This is a genomic window from Mycolicibacterium pyrenivorans (assembly GCF_025821625.1).
Classification (GTDB): domain Bacteria; phylum Actinomycetota; class Actinomycetes; order Mycobacteriales; family Mycobacteriaceae; genus Mycobacterium; species Mycobacterium pyrenivorans.
This window is the reverse complement of sequence record NZ_JACKSH010000089.1, coordinates 105,653-132,506: the sequence shown is the minus strand read 5'-3', so window position 1 is coordinate 132,506 and position 26,854 is coordinate 105,653. Positions and strand designations below refer to the sequence as shown.

20 protein-coding genes and 1 pseudogene are annotated in these 26,854 nt (G+C 69.3%); 11 read left to right on the top strand and 10 right to left on the bottom strand.

The annotated features are described in order from the left end of the window. A pseudogene (locus tag H7I57_RS11465) lies at positions 1 to 536 on the bottom strand (hypothetical protein); the annotation flags it as partial. A gap of 248 nt (positions 537 to 784) precedes the next feature. On the opposite strand from H7I57_RS11465, the gene H7I57_RS11460 reads away from it, so the two are divergent. Then, on the top strand, positions 785 to 1,045 hold the full coding sequence (locus H7I57_RS11460; protein WP_264023606.1) for a DUF3107 domain-containing protein: 261 nt from the start codon (positions 785 to 787) through the stop codon (positions 1,043 to 1,045). 75 nt (positions 1,046 to 1,120) lie between these two features. Here the strand turns inward: H7I57_RS11460 and fasR are convergent, their stop codons facing one another. Continuing rightward, complete coding sequence (gene fasR, locus H7I57_RS11455; RefSeq protein WP_264023605.1) at positions 1,121 to 1,798, bottom strand: HTH-type transcriptional activator FasR; 678 nt, start codon at positions 1,796 to 1,798, stop codon at positions 1,121 to 1,123. A gap of 164 nt (positions 1,799 to 1,962) precedes the next feature. On the opposite strand from fasR, the gene H7I57_RS11450 reads away from it, so the two are divergent. From H7I57_RS11450 to H7I57_RS11440, 3 genes are all read left to right on the top strand, one after another. Then, positions 1,963 to 2,994, top strand: coding sequence for a DUF3152 domain-containing protein (locus tag H7I57_RS11450; RefSeq protein WP_264023604.1), 1,032 nt, complete (start codon positions 1,963 to 1,965; stop codon positions 2,992 to 2,994). A gap of 115 nt (positions 2,995 to 3,109) precedes the next feature. Then, complete coding sequence (moeZ, locus tag H7I57_RS11445; protein WP_275081174.1) at positions 3,110 to 4,276, top strand: adenylyltransferase/sulfurtransferase MoeZ; 1,167 nt, start codon at positions 3,110 to 3,112, stop codon at positions 4,274 to 4,276. Between the two features lie 36 nt (positions 4,277 to 4,312). Next, positions 4,313 to 5,167: a TIGR02569 family protein gene (locus H7I57_RS11440; protein WP_264023601.1), complete on the top strand. Its 855-nt coding sequence runs from the start codon at positions 4,313 to 4,315 to the stop codon at positions 5,165 to 5,167. 69 nt (positions 5,168 to 5,236) lie between these two features. On the opposite strand, the gene H7I57_RS11435 is transcribed toward H7I57_RS11440, so the two are convergent. Genes H7I57_RS11435 through H7I57_RS11425 form a run of 3 tightly spaced genes read right to left on the bottom strand, consistent with a single transcriptional unit; the run spans position 5,237 to position 6,942 of the window. Then, on the bottom strand, positions 5,237 to 5,533 hold the full coding sequence (locus H7I57_RS11435) for an MGMT family protein (protein WP_264023600.1): 297 nt from the start codon (positions 5,531 to 5,533) through the stop codon (positions 5,237 to 5,239). 2 nt (positions 5,534 to 5,535) lie between these two features. Continuing rightward, positions 5,536 to 6,318, bottom strand: coding sequence for an alpha/beta hydrolase (locus H7I57_RS11430; RefSeq protein ID WP_264023599.1), 783 nt, complete (start codon positions 6,316 to 6,318; stop codon positions 5,536 to 5,538). A gap of 54 nt (positions 6,319 to 6,372) precedes the next feature. After that, positions 6,373 to 6,942, bottom strand: a complete 570-nt coding sequence (locus H7I57_RS11425) for a TetR/AcrR family transcriptional regulator (RefSeq protein ID WP_264023598.1) — start codon at positions 6,940 to 6,942, stop codon at positions 6,373 to 6,375. A 169-nt stretch (positions 6,943 to 7,111) separates the two neighbouring features. Between H7I57_RS11425 and H7I57_RS11420 the strand changes: the two genes are divergently transcribed. The 4 genes from H7I57_RS11420 (at position 7,112) to H7I57_RS11405 (ending at position 15,452) form a co-directional block, all read left to right on the top strand. Beyond that, positions 7,112 to 7,921: an alpha/beta fold hydrolase gene (locus H7I57_RS11420; protein ID WP_264023597.1), complete on the top strand. Its 810-nt coding sequence runs from the start codon at positions 7,112 to 7,114 to the stop codon at positions 7,919 to 7,921. 158 nt (positions 7,922 to 8,079) lie between these two features. After that, entirely contained in the window at positions 8,080 to 9,015 is a 936-nt protein-coding gene (locus H7I57_RS11415) for an esterase family protein (protein ID WP_264023622.1), read from the top strand. 45 nt (positions 9,016 to 9,060) lie between these two features. Further along, entirely contained in the window at positions 9,061 to 12,198 is a 3,138-nt protein-coding gene (locus H7I57_RS11410; protein ID WP_264023596.1) for an ATP-dependent helicase, read from the top strand. Then, positions 12,195 to 15,452 carry an ATP-dependent helicase gene (locus H7I57_RS11405; RefSeq protein WP_264023595.1) on the top strand — a complete coding sequence of 1,086 codons (3,258 nt, stop codon included), beginning with the start codon at positions 12,195 to 12,197 and terminating at the stop codon, positions 15,450 to 15,452. Before H7I57_RS11410 ends, H7I57_RS11405 begins: the two co-directional genes overlap by 4 nt. An 11-nt stretch (positions 15,453 to 15,463) precedes the next feature. Here the strand turns inward: H7I57_RS11405 and H7I57_RS11400 are convergent, their stop codons facing one another. Then, positions 15,464 to 15,868: a DoxX family protein gene (locus H7I57_RS11400; protein ID WP_264023594.1), complete on the bottom strand. Its 405-nt coding sequence runs from the start codon at positions 15,866 to 15,868 to the stop codon at positions 15,464 to 15,466. 46 nt (positions 15,869 to 15,914) lie between these two features. Between H7I57_RS11400 and H7I57_RS11395 the strand changes: the two genes are divergently transcribed. Together H7I57_RS11395 and nudC are read left to right on the top strand one after the other, a co-directional pair. After that, positions 15,915 to 16,994, top strand: a complete 1,080-nt coding sequence (locus H7I57_RS11395; RefSeq protein ID WP_264023593.1) for a potassium channel family protein — start codon at positions 15,915 to 15,917, stop codon at positions 16,992 to 16,994. A 114-nt stretch (positions 16,995 to 17,108) separates the two neighbouring features. Further along, entirely contained in the window at positions 17,109 to 18,041 is a 933-nt protein-coding gene (gene nudC / locus H7I57_RS11390) for an NAD(+) diphosphatase (protein WP_264023592.1), read from the top strand. A gap of 145 nt (positions 18,042 to 18,186) precedes the next feature. On the opposite strand, the gene H7I57_RS11385 is transcribed toward nudC, so the two are convergent. The 4 genes from H7I57_RS11385 to H7I57_RS11370 form a co-directional block, all read right to left on the bottom strand. Then, on the bottom strand, positions 18,187 to 19,551 hold the full coding sequence (locus H7I57_RS11385; protein ID WP_264023621.1) for an NAD(P)/FAD-dependent oxidoreductase: 1,365 nt from the start codon (positions 19,549 to 19,551) through the stop codon (positions 18,187 to 18,189). Positions 19,552 to 19,645: 94 nt separating this feature from the next. Next, positions 19,646 to 21,004, bottom strand: coding sequence for an FAD-binding oxidoreductase (locus tag H7I57_RS11380; protein WP_264023591.1), 1,359 nt, complete (start codon positions 21,002 to 21,004; stop codon positions 19,646 to 19,648). Beyond that, entirely contained in the window at positions 21,001 to 24,429 is a 3,429-nt protein-coding gene (locus H7I57_RS11375; RefSeq protein ID WP_264023590.1) for a TM0106 family RecB-like putative nuclease, read from the bottom strand. Before H7I57_RS11375 ends, H7I57_RS11380 begins: the two co-directional genes overlap by 4 nt. Before the next feature lie 48 nt (positions 24,430 to 24,477). Further along, positions 24,478 to 25,062 (bottom strand): LppP/LprE family lipoprotein, encoded by a 585-nt coding sequence (locus tag H7I57_RS11370; protein WP_372510188.1) that lies wholly within the window; start codon positions 25,060 to 25,062, stop codon positions 24,478 to 24,480. An 87-nt stretch (positions 25,063 to 25,149) separates the two neighbouring features. Between H7I57_RS11370 and H7I57_RS11365 the strand changes: the two genes are divergently transcribed. Next, positions 25,150 to 26,841, top strand: a complete 1,692-nt coding sequence (locus tag H7I57_RS11365) for a DEAD/DEAH box helicase (protein WP_264023588.1) — start codon at positions 25,150 to 25,152, stop codon at positions 26,839 to 26,841. The last annotated feature ends 13 nt before the right edge of the window (positions 26,842 to 26,854 follow it).

Below are 26,854 nucleotides of genomic sequence, written 5' to 3'. Positions count from 1 at the left end.
GGTGCGGGCAGCAGCGGCGGGGCGGGCTGGGCCGTCGCGGTCTCGGCGGTCGGGCCGGGTGTCGGGGTCACCGTGGTGACCGTCTCGGCGGGCAGCGACGGGGCTGCTGCGCGGGGCGCCGTCGGTTCCGGAGCGGCGCTTGCGGTGGGCGCGGGGGCGTCACCGGAGGCGATCGTCGCCGACACCGACCCGCTGTCGCCGCCACCGAGGATCAGGCTGGCCGTGATGACCGCGACGAACAGGATCGCGCCGGCCACGCCGGCGATCCACATCCACCGCCGGTCGATGCGGGCTTCGTCGATGCTGTAGTCGTCGTAGCTCTCGACGGGCCCGTAGTCGTCGTAGTCCTCGTCACCGACCCCGTAGTCGCCGCCGGGATAGGGCGGGAGGGCATCGGTGTCCAGGTCGCCGTGGGGGTCGCCGTGTCGGTCGGCGGCGTCGAGACCACCGCCGAAGCGTCTGCCCCCGCGCGGGCTGCGAAACCGCTCGGTCGGAGTCAGCGAATACGGTGATTGCGCGGTATAAGGCCTGTTCATCCCAGCTGTCCCAGTCGTTTCCATACGTGTGTGGGGCGATGCTATCGACACAGAAGTGACGGATGAGGTTGACGCGCCTGCCCCCCGGTCACGGTCGGGACTCGGTTCGGTCGCCCCCGCGTTGCGGTGTTTCCGCCGCTGTTCGCTGACCGCGTAGGTCCCGACACCGCCTTGCAGCGGCGACGTCCACTAGCCTCCTCATGGAGTAGTCCAGAGACGATCCAGAGACGAAGAGAAGGGTTCTCACCGTGGAGGTCAAGATCGGTGTCACCGACAGTCCGCGCGAGCTGATCTTCAGCAGTGCGCAGACTCCGGCCGAAGTGGAGAAGTTGGTCACCGACGCTCTCGGCGCCGAGGGAAGCGTGCTGAGCCTCACCGACGAGAAGGGTCGGCGTTTCCTCGTGCAGTCCGCCAAGATCGCCTATGTCGAGATCGGCGCCGCCGACTCGCGCAGGGTCGGATTCGGCGTGGGCACCGTCGGCGCGGAAGTCACCAAGACCGCCGGCTGACCTACCCCGCCGGAATTGCATTCCAGCAGCCAAACTGCGAGTGACGGCCTGCCGGAATGCAATTCCGGCGGAAAGTCAGGACCGCGTCAGCGGTACGTGCGACAGCCCGCCCCAGATGAACTGCACCGTGCCTTCGACGGCGTCGGCCTTCGCGATCGGGCGCTCGTTGTTGAGCCAGTAGCGGGCGGAGTCCACGCTGATGCTCACCAGGCCCACCGCGATCATCCTGGCGCGGTGGGGTTCCAAGCCGGAGTCGTGGCTGATCAGGTCGAACACCGCGTCGGTGCACGATTCGGTGGCGACCTTGACCTGCGCGGCCACCTGCGGCTCGGTCACGTAGTCGTTCTCGAAGATCAGCCGGTAGCCCTGGCCGTCGTGCTCGATGAAATCGAAGAACGCCTCCACGGCGGCGCGCACCCGCTGGCGGTTGTCGGTGGTGGTCCGCAGGGCCTGACGCACCCCGGACACCAGGTTGTCGACGTGCCGTTGCAGCACCGCCAGGTAGAGCTCCACCTTGGAGGTGAAATGTTGGTACAGAACGGGTTTGCTGACGCCGGCGCGATCGGCGATCTCGTCCATGCCTGCGGCGTGGTAACCGCGGTCGACGAACACCTCGCTGGCAGCGATCAACAACTGTCCGCGCCGCTCGTCCCGGGGGAGCCGGTTACCGCGCCGGGCCGCGCTGGGGGGTAGCCCGGTGCCGTTGGCCGGTGGACCTCCCCGCCGCTGCGCCGTCTTGGCAAGATCGCTCATCAGAACCTCTAGGTCTATTGCCGGCGCGACCGGCGTGGTGAATTCGCTCCGCAATGACACTACTACCGTTCGCTGGCAGCACGCGTGAGGAGCGTCTGCGGTTGGCGCGGCGCGTGGTGGCGCGCCAAAAGTGCAAGTCCCTTGACCTGTGTCATTCTGTGTCGGTGACCTACGACCCGTGGCGTCGCGGGAGCGGTCGCGTTCCCGTGCTGCGCGATGAGTGGCGAGAGCCGCTTCGCGCGCAGCGTGATCCGCTGGCCGAGCATTCCGGCCGGGTCAGATCCAACCGGGACGACCGCAAGCGGTGGCGCAAGCAGACCTGGCTTGGTCGCTTCATCTCTACCTACGGATGGCGTGCGTATGCGCTGCCCGTGCTGGTCGTGCTGACCGTGGTGGTCGTCTACCAGACCATCACCGGCACCGCCGTACCGCAGGTGGTGGACGAGGAAGGCCCTGTTCAGGGCCCCCCGACGATCGGCGTCGCCAGTACCGCCATCGTCGGAGCGCCGCCCAAGGGCCTCACGGAGTTCGACGCCAATCTGCCCACCGGGATCCTGCCCGACGGCGGGCCGTTCACCGAGGCGGGCGCCAGGACGTGGCACGTCGTGCCCGGCGCCACGCTCCAGGTCGGGCAGGGCACCACCAAGGTGTTCACCTACACCGTCGAGGTGGAGGACGGGGTGGACACCACGACGTTCGGTGGCGACGACGGTTTCGCACGGATGGTCAGTGAGACGCTGGCCAACCCGAAGAGCTGGACGCACAATCCGCAGTTCGCCTTCACCAGGGTGGACGCCGCGTCGGGCGTCGAGCCCGACTTCCGGGTGTCGCTGACGTCGCCGATGACGGTCCGGGACGGCTGCGGGTACGACATCCAGCTCGAGGCGTCCTGCTACAACCCGGCTTTCGAGGGCCAGCCGCGAGTGTTCATCAACGAGGCGCGTTGGGTGCGCGGCGCGGTGCCGTTCCAGGGCGATGTCGGTTCCTACCGGCAGTACCTGATCAACCATGAGGTGGGTCACGCCATGGGCTACCCGCGTCACGAGCAGTGCGCCGAGAACGGCGAGCTGGCCCCGATCATGATGCAGCAGACGTTCTCGACCAGTAACGACGACGCGGCCAGGTTCGACCCGGGAACCGTCGTTCCCGACGGCAAGTCCTGCCGCTTCAACCCCTGGCCGTATCCGATCGCCTAGTCCGGCGAAACGGTGCGCCGGGAAGGGAAGGGTCGCGGCCTCGTTGCTGTTGAGTGCAGTAACTGCTGTGATGGATGCAGATAGTCAATCAAGGAGAAACTCGGTGTCGACACCGCTGCCGCCGCTGGTCAAGCCAGCTGCTGAACTAACCCGCGAAGAGGTGGCCCGCTACAGCCGCCACCTCATCATCCCCGACCTCGGGCTGGACGGGCAGAAGCGGTTGAAGAACGCCCGCGTCCTGGTGATCGGGGCCGGCGGGCTGGGCTCCCCGACGCTGCTCTACCTCGCCGCCGCGGGCGTGGGGACCATCGGGATCGTCGAGTTCGACGTCGTCGACGAGTCCAACCTGCAACGGCAGATCATCCACGGCCAGTCCGACATCGGCCGGTCGAAGGCGCAGAGCGCCAAGGACTCGATCCTCGAGATCAACCCGCTCGTGAACGTGGTTCTGCACGAGGTCCGTCTGGAACCGGACAACGCCGTCGAGCTGTTCTCCCAGTACGACCTCATCCTCGACGGCACCGACAACTTCGCCACGCGCTACCTGGTCAACGACGCCGCGGTACTCGCGGGCAAGCCGTACGTCTGGGGGTCGATCTACCGCTTCGAAGGCCAGGTCTCGGTGTTCTGGGAGGACGCCCCGGACGGTCTCGGCCTCAACTACCGCGACCTCTACCCGGAGCCGCCGCCGCCGGGGATGGTGCCGTCGTGCGCCGAGGGCGGCGTGCTGGGCATCCTGTGCGCGTCCATCGCCTCGGTGATGGGTACCGAGGCGATCAAGCTGATCACCGGTATCGGCGAGCCACTGCTGGGCCGGTTGATGGTGTACGACGCGCTGGACATGTCGTACCGCACCATCAAGATCCGCAAGGATCCGGCGACGCCGAAGATCACCGAGCTGATCGATTACGAGGCGTTCTGCGGCGTGGTGTCCGACGACGCCGCCGAAGCCAGCATGGAAGCGACGGTCACTCCGCGGGAACTGCGCGAGCTGCTCGACTCCGGTACGAAGTACGCGCTGATCGACGTCCGCGAGCCCGTCGAGTGGGACATCAACCACATCGAGGGCGCCGAGCTCATCCCGAAGTCGACGCTCGAGTCGGGCGACGGTCTGGCGAAGCTGCCGCATGATCGCGTGCCGGTGCTGTACTGCAAGACCGGGATCCGGTCGGCCGAAGCGCTGGCGGTGATCAAGAAGGCCGGGTTCTCCGACGCGATGCATCTGCAGGGCGGCATCGTGGCGTGGGCGAAGCAACTCGAACCCGACATGGTGATGTACTAACGCGGGGTTGGCACCCGTTCCGCTTAGGCTGAGGCGGTGACCGCCGAGCGCCCGCCAGACCACGTGCTTGCGGCCTTCGGGCTGTCCGGCGTGCAGCCGGTGCCGTTGGGATCGAGCTGGGAGGGCGGCTGGCGCTGCGGTGAGGTCGTGCTGTCCATGGTCGCCGAACACGCGCGGGCGGCCTGGTCGGCCAAGGTGCGCGAGACGTTGTTCGTCGACGGGGTCCGGCTGGCGCGGCCGGTGCGTTCCACCGACGGCCGCTACGTCGTCGCGGGGTGGCGCGCGGATACCTACGTGGCGGGCACGCCCGAACCCCGCCACGACGAGGTCGTCTCGGCCGCAGTGCGACTGCACGAGGCCACCGCCAAGCTCGAGCGGCCGCGGTTCCTGACGCAGCCGCCGGTGGCGCCGTGGGCCGACGTCGACGTGTTCATCGCCGCCGACCGGGCGGCGTGGGAGGAGCGTCCGCTGCACTCCCTGCCGCCGGGCGCCCGGGTGGCGCCGGGGACGGCGGACGGCCAGAAGTCCGTGGAGTTGATCAATCAGCTCGCTGCGTTGCGCCGGCCGACCAAGAGCCCGAGCCAACTGGTGCACGGGGATCTCTACGGCACGGTGCTTTTCGCCGGTACCGCAGCGCCGGGCATCACCGACATCACCCCGTACTGGCGGCCTCCGGCGTGGGCCGCGGGGGTGGTGGTGGTCGACGCGCTGTCCTGGGGAGAGGCCGACGACGGTCTCATCGAGAGGTGGACGCCGCTGCCGGAATGGCCGCAGATGCTGTTGCGCGCCTTGATGTTCCGGTTGGCCGTGCACGCACTTCACCCGAGGTCGACGGCTGCGGCGTTCCCCGGTTTGGCGCGCACGGCCGCCCTGGTGCGACTGGCCGTTTAGCTTGGCGCCGAACGTGCAGCCAGCGTCGTCGCCGGACGGATTCTGCGACCGTCAGTGCACGCTCGGCGATCAGAAGCTGTGGCGGTACTCGCGCAACGGCACCCGGCCGTCGCTGGCGAGGACGCCCTCCGCACGTAGCAGTTCCAACTGCCGGGTCGCCAGGTGTGAGGCGGGTCGGCCGGACGCGGTGATCACCCGGTGCCACGGCAGGTCCGACGCGTCGGTGCGCATGATCCACCCGACGATGCGTGCGCTGGAAAGCCCTGCCGCATCGGCGATGTCGCCGTAGGTGGCGACCGAGCCCGGAGGGACGGCTGCGACGAGGGCGCGCACCCTCTCCACCTGCTCCTCGGTGATCGCCGCCATGGTCAGGCCAGTCGGTCGGCGATCACCGCGGCGGTCTCCCCGGGCCTGGCCAGTGGCACCATGTGGTCGCAATCCCATTCCAGCAGCGCGAAATTCGAGCTCAGCCCGGCTTCCAGCGTGGTGATCAGCTCGGGGGTGGCGTACGGCGGGCTGGTGCGGGCGGCGCGCACCAGCGTGGTCGGCGTGCCGTCACGCGGCACCGGAACAGGTCGGGTGAGCTCACTCCAGTAGGACAGCATCGCGGGGATGCTGATGCGCCACCCCATCCGGCCGTTCGGCAGCTCGACGAGGTGTTCGTCGAGTTCGCGCTCGAGTTCGGCGGTGGGCACATCGCCCCACGACCCGTCGGCCTTCTCGGCCCGCGCCTCGTCGCGGTCGGTGTAATCGGGGGAGTCGTACATGCTGTCGGCGATCTCGCGCATCCGTCGCCCGTCAAGGGCCACCGCCGGGTCGAGCAGCACCAGGCCGGCGATCAGATCCGGACGGGACGCCGCGAGGCTGAGAGCGATTGCCCCGCCGAACGAATGTCCAACGGCCACTACCGGATCGGCGGCCTCAGCCTCGACCAAGGCGGCCAGCGCTGTCACGTTCGCCTCGATCGTCCACGGCGCATCCCACGACGACCGGCCGTGGCCGATCAGATCGGGCGCGACGGCCGCGACGTCGGGCAGGTGCCGGTCGAAGAGGGTCTCCCAGCGCCGACCGTGCCCCGTCAGCCCGTGTATCGCCAGGACCCGTGGCGGCTCGTCGGGCCCGTACCGGTACGTGTGCAGCAGGTTGGTCACGCCGTCGATGCTGCCAGCCCAGGTCCGGTCGGGCTCGTCGGGGATGCCCTTTGCTCAGTCAGTGCGCCCGCGGAAAGGCATCGCGAACTCGAGCAGCACTGATCGAGTATCCGGGTCGGCATGCCCGAGATCGAGCTCCATCAGGCCGCATTCGACGTTGGCGGCCAACCACAGTCGTGCGGCAGCGCGCGGCTGCGGCCACCCGAGCGCGACGAAGTCGGTCGTCAGGAGGGCGACGGTGGTCTCATTGCGCCTGGTGATCTCGGCCTGGATGGCCAGGATGCCGCGCGCTTCCAACGTCAGTGCCCTGACGCCACGATTGCGGAGGCAGGCGTCGAGGTAGATGCCGGACATCGTCTCCAGTCGTCGGCTACCCGGCGCGATGGCGATCACGGCGCTCTGCACCTCATCGACGATCCGGTCGTGGAAATGTCGGTGTAGGGCCACCAGATAGGAGGTCCGGTCGCCGAAGTGGTGGAAGAAGGTGCCCTTGGCCACGCCGGCCGCAGCGGTGACGGCATTGATGCTCAAGCCGTCAAGGCCGGTGGTCTCGGCCAACTTGAGACCGGTAACGAGCAGGGTTTCTCGCGTCTTTTCTTTCGCGTCGGCACGCGTGCTGCTCACCATGTTGCCCTTACTCGCCGTTGAACCGACCGACCGGTCAGGCAACTCTATCCCTTGAGTCTGCGACCCGCCCCACGGAGCTTGCTGCAGGAGTTCATGTCCGAGCACTAAGAGCGGGTAGCCAGTTCCATCCATTGACCGGGCGGTCGGTCAATGGTTTAGTGGAGTCATGCCCGAGATCGAGACGCGCGCGGGAACCTTGGCCTACCGGGAAAGTGGCCGGGGGCCCGTGCTCGTGGCGTTGCACGCCACCCTGCATGACCACCACGATTTCGACGCGGTCCTGCCCGCGCTGGAACGCCATCATCGCGTCATCGCCGTGGACTGGCCTGGCTGTGGGGACTCTCCGACTCCGCGCGCACCCGGCCGGCTCAGCGCTGCGTTATTCGCTGACGGGCTCGAGGATCTCGTGGACCATCTGGGTATCTCCTCGGCGCTTCTGATCGGCAACTCCGTCGGAGGTTTCGCTGCGGCCCGACTGTCCATCAACCGGCCACAGGTGGTGGCCGGCCTGGTGCTGGTCAACACCGGCGGTTTCATTCCGATGACCCGGGCCACGCTGTTGTTCTGCCGACTGCTGGGCACTCCGAGCATCACGCGACTTGTCCTGCCACTGTTCGCTCGTCTGTACATGAGGCCTCGCAGCGCGCTCGACCGCCAGATTCTCCGCAGGGTGATCAGCCGCGCCAGAACCGATGTCGGAGTGCAGCAGGCCGCGGCGTTGTGGCGCAGCTTCGGCGGTGCCGAGCACGACTTGCGCGGGCGCGCCGGAGAGCTGACAGCTCCGACGCTGATCGTGTGGGGGACTCGAGACAAGGCAATACCGCTGTCGGCGGGCCTGGCCACTCACGCCTCGTTGCCACATGCGCAGTTCGCGGTGCTCGATACAGGTCACGTGCCGTTCGCGTCGGCGCCCGCGCAGTTTCTCGCGCTGGTCGAGCCGTTCTTGCAGTCGGTGACCGCGGTGCCCAGGCCCTAGCTCGTCCGGTGCGGTGTTTCGGACAAGCCGGGCTGCTCATCCCCAAAACCGACACGACTGTTGATCGACGGCCGTGGTCAATGAGTGATCGGAGAAGGAGTTTCATGTCGATACCCGAGGCGTTGCGGGCCATGTACCGCGTCGGTGGGGCGGTGGTGATGTCAGCCGTGATCGGTCTCGCCGCGACGATGACCCAGGGACTGCCCGCGGCGACGGCATTCTCACGGGCAGGGTTGCCGGTGGAGTACCTCGATGTCCCATCCCCGTCGATGGGCCGCGACATCCGGATCCAGTTTCAGTACGGCGGCCCACATGCGGTCTACCTCCTCGACGGCCAGCGTGCTCAGGACGACTTCAACGGTTGGGACATCAACACCGCCGCCTTCGAGTGGTACCACGACTCGGGGTTGTCGGTCGTCATGCCGGTCGGTGGCCAATCCAGCTTCTACACCGACTGGTACCGACCCGCCAAGGGCAAGAACGGCACCTGGACCTACCGGTGGGAGACATTTCTGACTCAGGAACTGCCCGCCTGGCTCGCCGCCCACAAGGGCATCTCACCCACCGGCCACGCCGCCGTGGGCCTGTCGATGGCAGGCGCGTCGTCGTTGACGCTGTCCATCTACCATCCGGACCAGTTCGTCTACGCCGCCGCACTATCCGGTGCGCTCAACCCCTCGGAGGGGTGGTGGCCGACATTGATCGGCATCGCGATGGGAGACGCCGGCGGATTCAATCCCCGCGACATGTGGGGTCCGTCCAGCGATCCGGCGTGGCAGCGGAACGACCCGACCGTCAACGTCGGCAAGTTGGTGGCCAACAACACCCGCCTCTGGATCTACGCCGGCACGGGTGCGGTGTCGGAGTTCGACGCAGGCACCAGCGCAGGCAATCTGGCCGCCGCGCAGTTCCTGGAAAAGTTCTTGGCGCGTACCAGCAAGACGTTCATGGAGAAGTACATGGCTGCCGGCGGAAGCAACGGTGTCTTCAACTTTCCCAGCGACGGCACCCACAGTTGGAACTACTGGGGTCAGCAGCTGCAGGCGATGAAACCCGACGTGCAGCGGGTACTCGGCGCCGCTGGTGCGGATTGATGCACGTCAGCGTGACTTGTCGGACCCACGTGATGTCATTCCCACATGTCTGCGCCACACACCGAGTTGACACCGGCCGCGCTGGGGCGGCGCGAGATGCGCGGCACCGTTCGCGTGCTGGGTGGTGCCGGCACCGGTAAGAGCAGGCTGCTGGTGGAGACCGCGGCCGCACGCATCGCAGCGGGATGCGATCCGGAATCCGTTCTGCTGCTGACCGGTTCGGCCCGCCTCGGAGCGCAGGCCAAGGCCGCGATCACCGCGACGTTGTTGGGTTCCGGTGAACGCACGGTGGTGCGCGAACCGCTGGTGCGGACCGTGCACTCCTACGCGTTCGCGGTGCTGCGCCTGGCCGCGCAGCGAAACGGGAGCCCGCCGCCGAGGTTGATCACCAGCGCCGAGCAGGACGGCATCATCCGCGAACTCCTCGCCGGAGACCTCGAGGACGGGGACGCCTCACCGGCGCGGTGGCCCGCGCATCTGCGTCCGGCGCTCAGCACCGTCGGTTTCGCGACGGAACTGCGCGACCTGCTGGCTCGCTGCAGCGAGCGCGGAGTCGATCCCGCTGCGCTGCAACGCATCGGCCGGATGGCCGGTCGGCCCGAGTGGCAGGCCGCGGGCCGGTTCGCCCAGGCCTATGAACAGATCATGCTGCTGCGGTCGGCTGTGGGGATGGCCGCTCCACAGGCGACCGTGCCCGCCCTGGGTGCGGCCGAACTTGTCGGAGCCGCGCTGGAGGCGTTCGCGACCGACGCCGACCTGCTGGCCGCCGAACGCGCTCGCGTCACGCTGCTCCTGGTCGACGACGCCCAGCACCTCGATCCGCAGGCCGCCCGTCTGGTGCAGGTGCTGGCGGCCGGGGCTGAGCTCACGGTGATCGCCGGCGATCCGCACCAGACCGTGTTCGGGTACCGCGGTGCCGATCCCGCGTTGCTGCGCGGGATCGGCCCGGTGTTGATGCTCACCCAGTCGCACCGCTGCGCGGCCCCGGTAGCCGACGTCATCGGTGCGGTGGCGCGCCGCCTGCCGGGCGGCGACCGGCCGCGGACATTCACCGGTACCGACGCGCCGGGCGCTGTCACCGCCGGGTTGACGGTGCGGATCGCGGCGTCGCCACACGCCGAGGCCGCGCTGATCGCCGACGCGCTGCGACGCGCGCACCTCGTCGACGAGGTGCCGTGGGCGCAGATGGCGGTGATCGTGCGCTCGGTGCCTCGCATGGGTGCCGCGCTCGGCCGCGCGCTGACGGCCGCCGGGGTGCCTGTGGACGTTCCCCAAGGCGATTCGGCGCTGGCGGACCACCCGGCCGTGCGGGCGCTGCTGACCGTGCTGGAGGCCACCTCGGACAGTCTCGACGGGCAACGGGCGCTGGCGCTGCTGACGGGTCCGATCGGCCGCGTCGATCCGGTCTCGCTGCGGCAGTTGCGACGTGCGCTGCGCCGAGCCGCCCCTGAATCATCCGCCGGCTTCGGGGATCTGCTCGTCGAAGCCCTGCAGCGCGGATCCGGCGCCTTCTCCGAGGAGCAGGCCCGTGCGTTGCGGCGGGTGCGTGCGGTGCTGGCGGCCGCCCGGCGCAGCGCCGACGACGGCCGTGACCCGCGGCACACGCTGTGGCAGGCGTGGCACCGCTCGGGTCTGCAGCGGCGCTGGCTGACCGCCGGCGAACGCGGCGGGCCGGCCGGGGCACAGGCCGACCGCGACCTCGACGCCGTCACCGCGATGTTCGACGTCGCCGAGCAGTACGTCGAACGGACGGCGGGAGCGTCGCTGCGCGGACTGGTCGACCACATCACGGCCCTATCCCTACCGCCGGCGCGACGTGACGACGGCCCGCAGCCCGATGCGGTCGCGGTGCTCAGCGCTCACTCCGCGCTGAACCGGGAGTGGGACTTCGTGGTCATCGCCGGGGTGCAGGAAGGGTTGTGGCCCAACGTCTCCCCGCGGGGCGGGGTGCTGGCCACCCAGGAGTTGGTGGACGTGATGGACGGCGTCGCGGACGCCGGACAACGCGGGCTGTCCAGCCGGGCACCCCTGCTCGCCGAGGAGCGCCGACTGCTGATCACCGCCATGGGCCGGGCGCGGCACCGACTGCTGGTGACGGCCGTGGACAGCGGCGGCGACGAGGCGATGTTGCCGTCGTCGTTCTGCCAAGAGTTGAGCGCGCTGGCCACCGACCCCGTGGCCGAAGACTCCCAGCCGATCCGGGCTCCGCGGCTCTTGGCGCCGTCGGCCCTCGTGGGCCGGCTGCGCTCGGTGGTGTGTTCCCCGCAGGGGGTCGTCGGAGATACGGAAAGGAGTTGTGCTGCAGTGCAATTAGCACGCCTTGCCGCGGCCGATATCCACGGCGCGGCCCCCGCGTCGTGGTACGGCATGCGTGACCTGTCCAGCGATGAACCGCTGTGGGCCGACGCAGGTCACGTCGTGACGTTGTCACCCTCGACGTTGCAGATGCTCTCGGACTGTCCGCTGCGCTGGTTGCTCGAACGACACGGCGGTGCCACCGGCCGCGACGTCCGCTCCGCACTGGGATCGCTGGTTCACGCACTCGTCGCCGAGCCGGGCAAGACCGAATCGCAGATGATCAACGACCTCGAAAAAGTCTGGGGTCAGATACCTTTCGATGCGCCGTGGCATGCCGACAACGAGCTGACCCGCCACGTGGAGATGCTGTCGACCTTCCTGCGCTGGCGCGCCGACACCCGCCACGAACTCACCGAGATCGGCACCGAGGTCGACGTCGAGGGCGAGGTGAGCCGTCCCGACGAGAGCGATCTCCCCGCGGTCCGGGTGCGCGGGCGCCTCGACCGCCTCGAACGCGACAGCGCGGGCAGGCTTGTCGTGGTCGACATCAAGACGGGCAAGAGCCCGGTCACCAAGGACGACGCCCAGAGCCACGCCCAGCTGGCGATGTACCAGCTGGCCGTCGCCGAAGGCCTGCTCGCCGACGGCAACGAGCCGGGTGGCGGGCGTCTGGTCTACCTCGGCAAGACCAGCGGCGGCGGGGCGACTGAACGGGATCAGGCGGCGCTCACCCCGCAGGGCCAGGCCGAGTGGAGCGCGGTGGTGCACCAGGCCGCCGCGGCCACCCAGGGTCCGCGCTTCGTCGCGCGCATCAACGACGGCTGCGCGTACTGCCCGGTCCGGGCCATGTGCCCCGCCCAGGACACCAGGAGCGGTCAACCATGAGCCCGCGGTACAGCCCCGCCGAACTGGCCAGTGCGCTCGGTCTTTTCGCGCCCACCGACGAGCAGGCCGCCGTCATCGCCGCCCCGCCGGGCCCGTTGGTGGTGATCGCCGGTGCCGGCGCAGGAAAGACCGAGACGATGGCCGCACGGGTGGTGTGGCTGGTGGCCAACGGGTACGCCCGTCCCGGCGAGGTGCTGGGTCTGACGTTCACCCGCAAGGCCGCGGGCCAGCTACTGCGGCGGGTTCGCGCTCGGCTGGCCCGGCTCGCCGGCGCGGGATTGATGATCCCCGGTACCGAATGCTCGGACATCGGTGACGACGCGGTGACGATCGGCACCTACCACGCGTTCGCGGGCACCTTGCTGCGTGAATACGGCCTGCTCCTGCCGGTCGAGCCCGACACCCGGCTGCTCGGTGAGACCGAGTTGTGGCAGTTGGCGTTTCGCGTGGTGTGTGAGCACCCCGAGTCGCTGGAGACCGAGAAGTCACCGTCGTCGATCACCGCGATGGTCCTGAGGCTGGCCGGGCAGCTGTCCGAACACCTCGTCGACACCGACCAGCTTCGCGACACCCACCTCGAGCTCGAGCGGCTGGTGCACACGCTGCCCCCCGGCAGGTATCAGCGTGACCGCGGCCCGAGCCAGTGGCTGCTGCGGATGCTGGGCACGCAGACCGAACGCACAGCGCTGGTTCCCCTTATCGATGCGCTGCACCGGCGCATGCGCGAGGAACGAGTCATCGACTTCGGCATGCAGATGGCGTCGGCCGCGCGGCTGGCATCGGGCTTCCCCCAGGTCGGCGAGCAACTTCGGCAGCGTTACCGGGTCGTGCTGCTCGACGAATACCAGGACACCGGGCACGCCCAACGGGTCGCGCTGTCATCGCTGTTCGGTGGCGGCGTGGACGACGGACTCGCGCTCACGGCCGTGGGCGACCCGATCCAGTCGATCTACGGGTGGCGCGGGGCGTCGGCGACCAACCTTCCGCGGTTCACCACCGACTTCCCCCGCTCCGACGGCACGCCGGCACCCAGCCTGGAACTGCGGACCAGCTGGCGCAACCCGCCGGAGGTGCTGCACCTCGCCAACGCGGTCTCCACAGATGCGCGACGCCGTTCGGTGGAGGTGCGCTCGCTGCGGCCCCGGCCCGACGCAGGGCAGGGTGACGTGCGGTGTGCCCTGCTGCCCGACGTGGAGGCCGAACGCGAATGGGTTGCCGAGAACGTGGCGCAGCGCTACCACGACGGCGTGAACGCATCGGGTGTCGCGCCGACAGCGGCGGTGCTGGTGCGGCGCAACGCCGATGCCGCGCCGATGGCCGAAGCCCTCACCCGGCGCGGGGTCGCCGTCGAGGTGGTCGGACTGGCGGGGCTGCTGTCGGTGCCCGAGGTGGCCGACGTGGTCGCGATGCTGCGGCTGGCCGCCGACCCCACTGCCGGGACCGCGGCGATGCGAGTCCTCACCGGTCCCCGCTGGCGGCTCGGTGCCCGCGACATCTCCGCGCTGTGGCGGCGCGCTGTGCAACTGGACGACATCGGCGCACCCGCGCACCGCGTGGGACCCGAGCAGATCGTCGCGCAGGTCGCTCCGGACGCCGACGCGGCGTGCCTGGCCGACGCGATCTGCGATCCCGGGGCCGCCACGGCGTACTCCCCAGCGGGCTACGCCAGGATCGTGGCGCTGGGCCGTGAGTTGAGTGCACTGCGCGCGCACCTCGACAGCCCTCTTCCCGACCTGGTCGCCGAGGTGCGCCGGCTCCTCGGGGTGGACGCCGAAGTTCGAGCTGCCAGGCCGGTGTCGGCGGGCTGGTCGGGCGCCGAACACCTGGATGCGTTCGGGGATGTGGTCGCCGACTTCTCGAGCAGGCCGGGCACCACGGTGTCCGCGCTGCTCGCGTTCCTCGACACCGCCGAGCAGGTGGAGAACGGGCTGGCGCCCGCCGAGGTCACGGTGGCCACCGACCGGGTGCAGATCCTGACCGTGCATGCCGCCAAGGGCCTGGAGTGGCAGGTCGTCGCCGTCCCGCACCTCAGCGGGCGGGTGTTCCCGTCGACAGCGTCCCCCCGCACCTGGCTGACCGACGCGGCCGATCTGCCCCCGCTGTTGCGCGGGGACTGCGCGACCGCCTCCGAGCACGGTGTCCCGGTGCTGGACACATCCACGGTCAACGATCGGAAAGCCCTGTCGGACAGGATCTCCGACCACAAGCGCAGCCTCGATCAGCGGCGCACCGACGAAGAGCGCCGGCTCCTGTACGTGGCCATCACCCGCGCCGAGCACACGTTGCTGGTGTCGGGTCACCACTGGGGCGCCACCGAATCCAAGCCCCGGGGCCCGTCGGCGTTCCTCTGCGAACTCAAGGACGTCATCGACGCGTCGGCCGCCGCGGGCACGCCGTGCGGGGTCGCCGACGTCTGGGCCGAGGCCCCCGCCGACGGCGAGCCGAACCCGCTGCGCGACCGGGTTGTCGAGGCGATGTGGCCAATCGACCCGGTCGCAGGTCGCCGCGAAACCCTCGATCGGGGTGCCGCTTTGGTGTCGCAGGCGATCTCGGCGGACCTCGAGGACATCGAACCCGCCGACGTGCACGGCTGGGCCGCCGACGTCGACGCGCTGCTGGCCGAGCGCGAGGTTGCGGCCCACCGGCCCACCCCGCCGCTGCCAACCCAACTCTCGGTGAGCACGCTCGTGGAACTCGGGCGCGACCCCGACGCCGTCGCCCGACGGCTGCACCGTCGGCTGCCACGGCGGCCGGACTCACAGGCTTTGCTGGGCACGGCGTTTCACGAATGGGTGCAACGTTACTTCCAGGCGGAGAAGCTGTTCGATCTCGACGATCTTCCCGGAGCCGTGGATGCCGACCGCCAGGACAGGGGAGAGCTCGAGGAGTTGCAGGCCGCGTTCGCGGTGTCCGCGTGGGCGGCGCGCACGCCCGTCGATGTGGAGGTCCCGTTCGACATGGTGATCGCCGGGCGGGTGGTGCGTGGACGTATCGATGCGGTCTTCGCCGATGAAGACGGCGGAGTGACGGTGGTGGACTGGAAGACCGGCGACCCGCCGTCGACACCAGAAGATCTGCAGCGCAACGCTGTTCAGCTCGCCGTCTACCGACTGGCGTGGGCGCGGTTACAGGGGTGCCCAGTGGAGTCGGTGCGCGCCGCGTTCCACTACGTGCGTTCCGGGCGCACCGTCAGTCCCGACGTGCTGCTCACCGCCGACGAGGTGGCCGCGTTGATGGACCTGCCCGCCGCTTGATCGTCGCCCGATCAGCTTTCGCGGTAGACCTTCAACGCCTGGGTGATCATCGGGATCTGCAGCGGCAGCCGTGCGATGGCGACCACCCGCATCGGCAGTGGCTTCGTCGGATCCTTGAACCACAGCCGGACCATGTTCACGTTGCCCGGGAACACCCCGACGAACAGGGCAATGGCCGCCAGCGCGCCGACGCGGCGGGTCTTGGGGGCGACCAGCAGTCCGCCGACGGCGACCTCCGCAACCCCCGAGGCGTAGGTGTAGAACCGCTGAGTGCCGGGAAGCTCCTCCGGGACGATGCCGTCGAACGGCTTGGGGGCGGCGAAATGCAGCAGCCCCATTCCGATCAGCCAGGCGCCCATCTTGGCGCCGCGCGACGACGTGGTGATCTGTTGCAGTTCGGGCAAAGGGGAGGTCATGGTTACATTGTGCTGGTGCGGCAGCCCCCAACGGTGACGGACCCTCATGGCTAGAGGTCGCTTGCGGCGGCGGCTCGGCAGAATCAACCAGTCTTTGGCCGATCAGCCGGTGCATTCGCTCGTCAACCGCGTCGAGATCCCGCAGGACGTGGCGAGTCCCTGGGTGCGCATCACCAAGCGGATCGTGATCGCGCTGGGCGTGTTGTGCGCGGTCGTCCTCATCGTCTACATCGATCGCGACGGGTACAGCGACACCCAGAAGAATGGCCTGTCACTGCTCGACTGCTTCTACTACGCGACGGTCTCCCTGTCGACGACTGGATACGGTGACATCGCGCCGATCACCGACACCGCCAGGTTCGTCAACATCGTCATAATCACGCCGCTTCGGGTGGCGTTCCTGATCGTGCTGATCGGTACCACGGTGGAGACGCTGACCACGGAGTCCCGACAAGCTTTCAAAATCCAGCAGTGGAGGAACAAGGTGCGCAACCACACAGTGGTCATCGGCTACGGCACCAAGGGCCGCACCGCAGTGGCCGCGATGGTCGGGGACGAAATGGCGCCCGGGGACATCGTGGTCGTCGACGAGGATCCGGTGGCCCTCGGCCGTGCGAAAGGCGCGGGCCTGGTCACCGTCCGCGGCAGCGCCACCGACTCCGAGATCCTGCGGCTGGCCAGCGCCCAACATGCCAAGTCGATCATCGTCGCCACCAACCGCGACGACACGGCCGTGCTCGTGACGTTGACGGCCCGTGAGCTCGCGCCCCACGCCAAGATCATCGCCGCGGTACGTGAGGCCGAGAATCAGCATCTGCTCCTGCAGTCTGGCGCGGACTCCACTGTGGTGACCTCCGAGACCGCCGGCCGCCTGCTCGGCATCGCCGTGCAGACACCCAGCGTCGTCGAGATGATGGAGGACCTGTTGACCCCCGACGCGGGCTTCGCGATCGCCGAACGGGAGATCACTCCGAAAGAGGCCGGCGGGTCGCCGCGGCACCTGCACGACATCGTGCTGGGGGTGGTGCGCGACAAGAAGCTGATCCGCGTCGATGACCCGAAGGTCGACGCGCTCGAGCTGGGGGACCGGCTGCTGTACATCCGCAGCGCGGATGCCGAGCGATGAGTGAGCGCTCGCGCGAAGAGCAGAGGGCACCAGTGAGCGCTTGCGCGAAGAGCAGAGGGCAGCGATGAGTCGCTTGCGCGAAGAGCAGAGGGCAGCGATGAGCAGGCGATACCGATGAACCCGTCAGGGTTCAGGCTGCGCAACGTTCCGCTGCTCTCCCGGGTCGGGGCCGACCGGGCGGACACCCTGCGCACCGACGTCGACGCGGCCGTCGCCGGATGGCCGGACGCGCTGCTGCTGCGCGTGGACCGGCGAAACCAGGTGCTGATCTCCGACGGCAGAGTCGTTCTCGGCCGGGCCGGCACGGTGGGCGACGCACCGCCGGAAGACGCCGTGTTCCTGGGTCGTCTCGACGACGGACGGCACGCGTGGGCGATCCGCGCCGAGCTGGAAGCCCCCGAGGATCCCAGGGCACCGGCGGAGGTGCTCGACCTGCGACGCGCCGGCCAGATCTTCGACGACGTCAGCGCGCAACTGGTGGCGACCGCCACCGCGCTGCTGAACTGGCATGACAGCTCCCGGTTCAGCCCCGTCGACGGGGCACCGACCAAGCCGGTCAAGGCCGGGTGGTCGCGGGTCAACCCCGTGACGGGTCACGAGGAGTTCCCCCGCATCGACCCCGCGGTGATCTGCCTGGTGCACGACGGTCACGACCGCGCGGTGCTGGCCCGTCAGACGTTGTGGCCGCAGCGGCTGTTCTCGATCCTCGCCGGCTTCGTGGAGGCCGGTGAGTCGTTCGAATCCTGCGTGGTCCGCGAGATCGCCGAGGAGATCGGTCTGACCGTCACCGACGTCGAGTATCTGGGCAGCCAGCCGTGGCCGTTCCCGCGGTCGCTGATGATCGGCTTCCACGCCATCGGTGACCCGGAGCAGGAGTTCTCGTTCAACGACGGTGAGATCGCCGAGGCCGCCTGGTTCACCCGCAGCGAGATACGCGAAGCACTGGAGCAGGGGGACTGGAGCAGCGGCAGCACGTCGCGGCTGCTGCTGCCTGGGTCCATCTCCATCGCCCGGGAGATCATCGAGTCCTGGGCGGCGCTGGATTAAGGCCAGGCGCTTCGTCCGGGGTCGTTCGGCACGCCGCTCTCACAGCGAAATCGACACCATGGCCGCGACAACCCCCCAAGCGCCGTCAGATCGCAGCCGTGATGTCAATCTCGATCCCAGGCGCGGAACACCCGATCACACGCGACTAACCCGCGTGCATCAACGCGGCGAGCCGTTCGTTGGTCTTGTCGAGCGCCACCGTGAGCGCGCCGACCGCCTTCTCCCGCACCCGCGGCCGGTCCGCCGGGAACGTCGGGAACAGGTCGCGCAGCACGTTGAGGCGCGACGACTTCAGCCAGTCGATCAGCTCGGGGTCCTTCAGCCACCTTATCTGAGCACGGTTGTCGGAAAACAAGATCCGCAACCAGTCGATGGGCACATCCGGGTGGGGGATGGGTTCGCACAGGTCGTTGCGGACGGCGTCGTTCTGAATGGGGTCGCCGTAGGCCGCCTCCACGTGGGCGATGAACGCCGCGCTGAACACCTGCTGGCATCCGCGCACACTCTGCAGGGTGATCCGGTCGCCGTCGAACACCGGCACCGAGGGGGGCCGCGGCAGGCCCGGTGTCGTGCAGTCGACGTAGAGCGAGGGCGCCGGCACCGGAATCGTGCCGTCGTCCAACACCAACCGGTCCGGTTCCACCCTGTCGATGTGACCCATCCGCACCACGTCATCGATGAGGCGCAGTTGCTCGAGCTCGCCGAGCGACACGATGGCGCAGTGGTACATGGTGGGCTGCACGGTGGTGTCGAGGCGGAGCAGGTTCTGGTCGGCCTCCAGCCGGGTGAAGAGATCCTCGAGTGAAGCGGCCTCGGTGATCGCCACCATCCGGGTGCTGATCGAGTCCCGAAGCTGCTTCACGAACTCCTGACCCGGTTGGATGTTGGCGCGGTTCAGCAGCCAGGAGTCGCGCGGCATGATCCAGCGCAACCGCTCGGCCGGGACGCCGTTGCGCAGCAGCCACAGGCAGCAGTCCATGCCTGTCTTGCCACCGCCCACGATCGTGTAGTGCCGGCGGCCCGCGGCGCGGCGCGGCAGGTCGTTCGGGGTCACCACGTCGACGCCGTCGCCGACCGCGAACGGCGGCCCGGCTCTCATGGACTGGACCACGGTCAGCAGGTAGGTCGCATCGACCACCCGCTTGCGCACCGTCACGGTGTGCTCGGCGCCGTCGAGGGTGCGGAATGTGGTGCCGCCCAGGTATCGGGCGGCGGGAAAATAGGACAGCCGGCCGGTGGGCAGCAGCCGACGGCGCATCACCTGGTCGTAGTACGCGCACACCTCGTGGCCGGTCGCCAGTTCGAAGAATCCCTCGTTGGGGCCTGCGGTGTCGATGGCGTCCTCGTTGCCGAGGGCTTGGGAGTTCACGCCGTAGTACGCCGACGGCTGGTGCAGCCGCACGAACGGGTACACCGCGTTCCAGTGCCCGCCGGGCTGGTGGTTCTCGTCGACCAGCACGACGGTGTCGCGGGTCTCGGTCAGCAGTGTGTCGACGAACGCCATCCCCATGGCGCCCGCTCCGACGACGAGGTAGTCAGCTTCGATCCCCACGACAGGGACGCTACGTGGTCCCCGGGGACCACCGCCCGACGGTGTGGTGACCTCAGCCGAACAGCACCGCGCGGTTCAGATAGCCGTCCGGATCGAACGCCGTCTTGAGTGCCCTCATCGCGGCGATGTCGGCGTCGGTGCGCGACATCGACACGTAGTCGCGCTTGCGGCTGCCCACACCGTGTTCGGAGCTGACATTGCCGCCGCTGCGGGCGATCAACTCCATCATCGACGAGTAGAGGGCGCGTTCGCGCTCGCCGGTGAGCGCGCAGCGCACGATGTTGAGGTGCAGGTTGCCTTCGCCGATGTGTCCGAACAGCACCGGGATGGCGTCCGGTGCATGCGCGGCCACCAGGGCTTCGGATTCGTCGGCGAACCGTCGGATGGCGGAAAGCGGAAGCGAGACATCGAATTTCAGCGGAGGCCCGTAGACACCAAGCACTTCCGCGACCGCCTCACGCACCTGCCAGAGCCGCTGCTGCGCACCTGCGTCCACCCCGACTGCCGGCTCGCCGCTGAGCTGGGCGTCCTCCAGGGCGTCCGCGAGGCGCTCCGTCAGATCCGTCTCGTGGGCCAACTCGATCAGCAGCTGCCAGGCGCCCTTGACCGGCGCCGCGACGCCGACGTGCTCGGCGGTCAGCGCGCTGGCGCGGGCGTCGATGAGCTCCAGTGCCGCGATGCCCTCCATGTCGCGGAACACCCGGCCCGTCGCGACCAGAGCGTCCAGGTCGGCGAATCCGCAGATGGCGGTGACGCGTTGGCGCCGTGCGGGGTGCAGACGCAGATCGAGGCCGGTGATGACGCCGAGCGTGCCCTCCGCGCCGACGAACAGCGACGCCAGGTCATAGCCGGTGTTGTCGCTGCGGACCCGGCTGTGCCGGTGCACCACCGAGCCGTCGGGCAGCACCACGTCCAGCCCGATCACCTGCTCGCCCATGTTGCCATAACAGACGGTGCGCAGGCCGCCCGCATTCGTCGACGCCATCCCGCCGACGGTGGCCGAATCCCGGGCCGCCAGGTCGACCCCGAACACCAGGCCCGCCGCGCTCGCCACCCGTTGCACCTCGGCCAGGGTCACCCCGGCGCCGACGTGGACGCGGCGCTCGGCCACGTCGACCTCACCCACCTCGCGCAGCCGTTCGGTCGAGAGCAGCACGTCGTCGTGTTCGGGCACCGTGCCCGCCACCAGTGAGGTCCGCCCGCCCTGCACGGTGACGCAGACACCGGCGTCGCGGCAGACGTCGAGCACCGCGGCGACCTCGGCGTCGGATCCGGGCCGCACCAGCGCGCTGGCGTGACCCCGATATCGCCCGGTGTGGTCGACGCTACGGCCGTCCAGCACGTCGGAATCGGTGCTCACGTAGCCGGCCCCGACGATCACCGCGAGCCGTTCGGTAAGCGCTTCGGTCACCCCGTGGGTGTATCACATGTGCTCAGCGCCAGAAACGCCCCCAACTCCACCAGGCGATCCGGCGTGCCGGGCAGGTACTCGGTCAGTTGCGCGGAGCGCACGATCACGGCGAGGTACTTGGCCCGGCTCACCGCGACGTTGAGCCGGTTCCGGTTCAGCAGGAACGCGATGCCGCGGGGCACGTCGTCGATCGAGGACGCCGTCATCGAGACGAACACCACCGGCGCCTGCTGTCCCTGGAACTTGTCGACGGTGCCTGCCCGCACCCCGGTGAGCCCCGCCTCGTCCAGCCGGCGGCGGACCTGAACGACCTGGGCGTTGTACGGGGTGACGACGAGGACGTCGGTCTGGGCCAAGGACCGGGTGCCGTCTTCGTCGGTCCACGCCGTACCCAGCAGACGCTGGATCTCGGCGACGATCGCCGCCGCCTCCTCCGGGCTCTCGGTGGCGTTGCCGTGGTGGTCGACGGTGAGCGTCCGCACTCCGGGCGCGACCCCGGCGAGTCGACGCGCACCGGTCCTCGCCTCGTGTGAGTGGAGCCGGCCGTCGTAGGACAGCCGCGAAACCGCCCGGCACACGTCGGGGTGCATCCGGTAGGTGAGGTCGAGGAAGTAGCCGCGCTCGGGTGGCAGCGTGTGATGGCCGTCGACCAGCCAGGCCAGCGCGGAGCCGTCGACGGGCTCGGGATGGGTGCCCTGGCTGACCTGGGGCAGCTGCTGGGGATCGCCGAGCAGCAGCAGGTTGCGCGCCGCGCGGGATACCGCGATCGTGTTGGCGAGGCTGAACTGCCCGGCCTCCTCGACGACCAGGAGGTCCAGGCTCTCGGCGGGAATCTTGTTGTCGCTGGCGAAGTCCCACGCGGTGCCGCCGACGACACAGCCGTCGTTGCCGGCGATGAAGCCGGCGAACTCCGGGTTGCCGATCTCGGTCCAGCCGTTGCTGACGGTGTTGAGTTTCTTGGCCACCCGCGCCCCGTCCACACCGGCACCGAGGACGTCGCGGAACAGGTTTTCGACCACCGCATGCGACTGTGCGACCACCCCGATGCGCCAGCGGTGGGTGTTGACGAGCGTGGCGATCACCTTCGCGGAGGTGAAGGTCTTGCCGGTGCCGGGCGGTCCGTGAACGGCGAGATAGGAGGCGTCGAGGTCCAGCAGCGCGCCGGTGATGTCCGCGGCGGCGTCGCCGCCGCGGGGAAGTGGATCACCGCTGAGGGTGCGGGGCGGACGGCGCAGCAGCAGGTCGGTCACCGCGTCCTGGCGGAGTTCGGGCAGTCCGTCGGCGACGGCGGCCGCGATGGTGGCGATCGCCTCCTGCAGCGGCTTGGTGCTGATCGGCGGTCCCGGGGTGAGCGCGAAGGGCACCTGGGTGTGCGGGCCGCCGTTCTTGGGTTGCCGCTCGCACACCAGCACCGCGGTGGGCACCTCGGGGTCGTCACACTCGAGCACCGTGACGGTGCCGAATCCGCGACGATCCGGGTCCTCGGCCAGGCCCGGCGGGGACGGCGGGTCGTACAACGCGTACATCGACGTCGAGAGCGCGCCGTTGGCGAGTTCACCGACCAGCGTGATGTGCCGCTGCGGCTTGCGGGCCCTTGGCGGTTGATGCCAGTCCACCGTGACGGCGGACTTCTCGGCGACGAACACGTCGGTGTTGTCGGCCCATTCGTCGACGGGGTTGTTGACGCGGTCGAAGTGACCCCACCAGAACGGCTTGTCCTCGCGTTTGTGAAAACCCTTGGCGGCCGCGAACATCGCGATGGCGACCTGCTCACGTGTCCGCGCCTCGACACCGTCGCCGGCGAACTTCGACAGCTTCTTCTCCACGGCGTCGGCGACCTCGGCCTCCGCGGCGGCACCTGTCACGGTGACGGGTCCCCGCGGCGGCACCTCGGACTCGATGGCCCGGGCCATCAGCCAGTCGCGCAGCCGACGCGTCGACCGGCAGTCGTAGCGGTTGTACTCCTCGATCTCCTTGAGCACCGTCGCGGCGTCGTCGGCCTGTCCGGCGTCGCGCAGCTCGCAGAAGCGGGCGTACTCGGTGATCGACGCGGTGGCCGTGGTGACCTCGCCGGCACGCAGCTCGTTGCCCATGTAGAGCGGCTCGAGGGACTTGATGCTGTAGTTCTCCGCGCCCACCCGGATGCTCTTGCGCACCAAGGGATAGAGGTCGACGAGGACGCCCTCGCGCAGCAACTCGTCGACCTCGTTCTCGCCGACGCCGTAGCGGCCCGCCAGCCGCAACAGCGTGCTCTTCTCATAGGCGGCGTAGTGGTAGATGTGCATGCCGGGGTGGCGCCGCCGTCGCTTGCGGACCATCGCGAGGAAGTCGGTCAGCGCCTGGCGCTCCTCGGCCCGGTCGTGTGCCCAGAAGGGATGGAACTCGTCGGCCATCGTGAGCACGCCCCACAGGTACTCCAGGCCCCACTCGTGCCCGTCGGCCGTCCACAGCGGGTCACCCTCGAAGTCGAAGAACAGATCGCCCTTGTCGGCGTCGGGCAACACCATCAGAGGCTGGGCGTCCACGACGACGTACGGCGGCTTGCCGTCCACCCGGTCGGTGACCTGCAGCCGGGCCTGTGAGGTCAGTGCCGTGACCGTGCGGGTCGACAGCTCGGGAATCGGGCCGTTGTGCCCGGCAAGGCCGTGCACGGTGGTGATGCCCGCGTCGATCAGTCGGGCTCGCTGGCTGACCCGCATGCCCGCGACCAGCAGCAGGTCGCCGTGCGCGCGGACCTGCACCTCGCATTCGGAACAGCGGAAGCAGGCGCGGATGTCCTCGTTCTCCCACGCCACCGGCTCGCCGCAGGCAAGGTGCTCGTCGAGCAGTCGCTGCAACGCATCCCGCCGCGGCCGGTACACCGGGAGCAGTTCGTCGACCGGGTAGCTGACGGCGGTTCCGTCGCCCAGCACGAGGTCGACCTCGGGCGCCACCGGGACGCCGGCGTCGGACAGCGTCTGGGCGTAGGCGGCCAGCTGCAGCAGCGCCTCCACCTTGACCGAGCGGGCAAGCTTGGTGTCCCGCAGCCGGTAGCGGGGTCCGTCGGGGGTGTCCTCGAGGAGCAGGAAGTCGGCGAAGCCGACGAAGCGGCCGTCGAACATCGCGGCCTGGTAGATGACGGGCGCCCGGCGCCGGACCGCGCGCAGCGTCTGCTCTGCCGCGGCGGACAGGCCCGCGACGGTGTAGTCGGGGCGGCCGATGACGACGATGTCGCCGACCTCTCGGCACTGCCGCAGCTCGTCGAGATGCCGGTGTTCGTGTTCACCACCGAGTTCGGCGGTGCGGGCGAGCAGTTCGTCGTCGGCCGACACCGCAGGACCCCGGCCGAGCCGGGCGTCGAACGAGCGCAGCAGCGCGTACTCGCAGCGCGCGGCGGCGGCGAGATCGGAGGCGCTGTAGATGACGCGGTCTTCGCCGACGAACACGCAGCCACTGTAGGCCAGCCCGCCGACACCCCGGCCTGCGGCAAATGCTCAGCCGGGCGTGTTGCCGATCAGCTCCACCCCGCTGCCGTTCCAGCGGAACTTCACCACGCTGTCGAGGCCGGGCATATCGCTGGAGTACATGAGCGCGACGGTGTCGCCGGTGGTCTCGGCGCTGTCCATCCCGTTGAAGCCGTAGGTGTCGGGTACGCCCGTGGGGATGAACTTCCCCCGGTGGAACAGCAGCGCCCGGGTGTTCGGATTCTCCGAGTTCGTGTTGGCCTTGATGATCACCGCCGACAACTGCGCGCACTCGTTGTAGTTGCCTGCGATCGGCTCGGGGTTCCAGCCCTGGTTGCTCCGCGGGTCGCGGGGGAGCTCGGAGACCGCCTTGACGATCTCCGGTGCGGCGAGGTTGGTCGCGCACGGATCGTCGCCCGCGGACGATCCCGGTGCGCCGCCGTCGATCGTCGGTCGCGGCGCCGGGCCGGCCGACGTCTCCTGCGGCGCCGACGCAGCAGTCGGCCCCGGCGTCTTGGACGCCGTCGAGTCACCCGAGCCGCATCCCGCGAGCGTCAGCACCGCGACGCCCGCGACGGCGACTGTCCGGATGCCGATCACCGCCACCCATTGCACAAGAGCGCACCGTACCGGCACCGTCATCGGCGCCGGAGAAGGCGCGCGGCGGGAAAGGTGGCCGATTGGCACTAGACTCCCACCTCGATGACGTCTTCCAATGAGGGGCCTGACAGCGTTGACCTGCCCGGCGACCTGAGCTTTGCCGACCTGCAGATTCACCCTTCGGTGCTGCAGGCCGTCGGGGATGTCGGTTATGAGACGCCCTCGCCCATCCAGGCGGCGACCATCCCGGCCATGCTTGCCGGCTCCGACGTCGTCGGGCTCGCCCAGACCGGAACGGGGAAGACGGCCGCCTTCGCGATCCCGATCCTCTCGAAGATCGACACCGCCAGCCGCACCACCCAGGCGCTGGTCCTGGCACCGACCCGTGAGCTCGCCCTGCAGGTCGCCGAGGCGTTCAGCCGTTACGGCGCGCACCTGCCCGTGAACGTCCTGCCGATCTACGGCGGCTCCCCGTACGGGCCCCAGATGGCCGGGCTCAAGCGTGGCGCCCAGATCGTCGTCGGCACCCCGGGGCGGGTCATCGACCACCTCGAGAAGCGCAGCCTCGACCTCTCGCATCTGGACTACCTGGTGCTCGACGAGGCCGACGAGATGCTTCAGATGGGCTTCGCCGAGGACGTCGAGCGCATTCTCGAGGGCACCCCCGAGTACAAGCAGGTCGCGTTGTTCTCGGCGACCATGCCGCCGGCCATCCGCAAGATCACCTCCAAGTACCTGCACGACCCGGTGCAGGTGAAGGTCGAATCCAAGTCCGCAACCGCGGACAACATCTCCCAGCGGTACATCCAGGTGTCCGGCGCGCGCAAGATGGACGCGCTCACCCGGCTGCTGGAGGTCGAGCCGTTCGAGGCGATGATCGTGTTCGTCCGCACCAAGCAGGCCACCGAGGAGGTCGCCGAGAAGTTGCGCGCCCGGGGCTTTTCCGCGGCGGCCATCAACGGCGACATCCCGCAGGCCGTGCGCGAGCGCACCATCGCGTCGCTCAAGGACGGCAAGCTCGACATCCTGATCGCGACGGACGTGGCCGCACGCGGGCTCGACGTCGAGCGCATCTCGCATGTGCTGAACTACGACATCCCGCACGACCCCGAGTCGTACGTGCACCGCATCGGCCGCACCGGGCGGGCCGGGCGGTCGGGGACGGCGCTGCTGTTCGTCACCCCGCGGGAGCGACATCTACTCAACTCGATCGAGCGGGTCACCCGGCAGAAGCTCGTCGAGGGCCAGCTGCCGTCGGTCGACGACGTCAACGCCCAGCGGGTGGAGAAGTTCCGCGACTCGATCACCGAGGCATTGGCGTCTCCGGCAATCGAGATGTTCCGCAAGCTGATCGAGGGTTACGAGCGCGACCACGACGTGCCGATGGCCGACATCGCCGCGGCGCTGGCGTTGCAGAGCCGCGACGGCGGCGAGTTCCTGATGACCGAGCCGCCGCCGGAGAAGCGTCGCGAGCGCCCCGACCGGCCCGGCCGTGACGACCGGGCGCCGGGCAAGCGCCGTGAGGTCCGCAGCGACCTCGCGACCTACCGCATCGCCGTCGGCAAGCGGCACAAGGTCATGCCCGGCGCGATCGTGGGCGCCATCGCCAACGAGGGCGGGTTGCACCGCAGCGACTTCGGCCACATCTCGATCAAGCCGGATCACTCGCTGGTGGAACTGCCGGCGAAGCTGTCCAAGGAGACCCTGAAGAAGTTGGAGCACACCAGGATCCAGGGACAGCTGATCCATCTCGAACCCGAGCGCGGGCCCAAGGGGCACCGCAAGTCGCATTGAGGCGCCCAGCCGC

Coding starts and splice junctions, on each gene's coding strand:
- H7I57_RS11405 (WP_264023595.1), top strand. CDS start 12,195: ATGAGCCCGCGGTACAGCCCCGCCGAACTGGCCAGTGCGCTCGGTCTT.
- nudC (WP_264023592.1), top strand. CDS start 17,109: ATGAACCCGTCAGGGTTCAGGCTGCGCAACGTTCCGCTGCTCTCCCGG.
- H7I57_RS11395 (WP_264023593.1), top strand. CDS start 15,915: ATGGCTAGAGGTCGCTTGCGGCGGCGGCTCGGCAGAATCAACCAGTCT.
- H7I57_RS11420 (WP_264023597.1), top strand. CDS start 7,112: ATGCCCGAGATCGAGACGCGCGCGGGAACCTTGGCCTACCGGGAAAGT.
- H7I57_RS11415 (WP_264023622.1), top strand. CDS start 8,080: ATGTCAGCCGTGATCGGTCTCGCCGCGACGATGACCCAGGGACTGCCC.
- H7I57_RS11435 (WP_264023600.1), bottom strand. CDS start 5,533: ATGGCGGCGATCACCGAGGAGCAGGTGGAGAGGGTGCGCGCCCTCGTC.
- H7I57_RS11400 (WP_264023594.1), bottom strand. CDS start 15,868: ATGACCTCCCCTTTGCCCGAACTGCAACAGATCACCACGTCGTCGCGC.
- H7I57_RS11365 (WP_264023588.1), top strand. CDS start 25,150: ATGACGTCTTCCAATGAGGGGCCTGACAGCGTTGACCTGCCCGGCGAC.
- H7I57_RS11410 (WP_264023596.1), top strand. CDS start 9,061: ATGTCTGCGCCACACACCGAGTTGACACCGGCCGCGCTGGGGCGGCGC.
- fasR (WP_264023605.1), bottom strand. CDS start 1,798: ATGAGCGATCTTGCCAAGACGGCGCAGCGGCGGGGAGGTCCACCGGCC.
- H7I57_RS11385 (WP_264023621.1), bottom strand. CDS start 19,551: ATGGGGATGGCGTTCGTCGACACACTGCTGACCGAGACCCGCGACACC.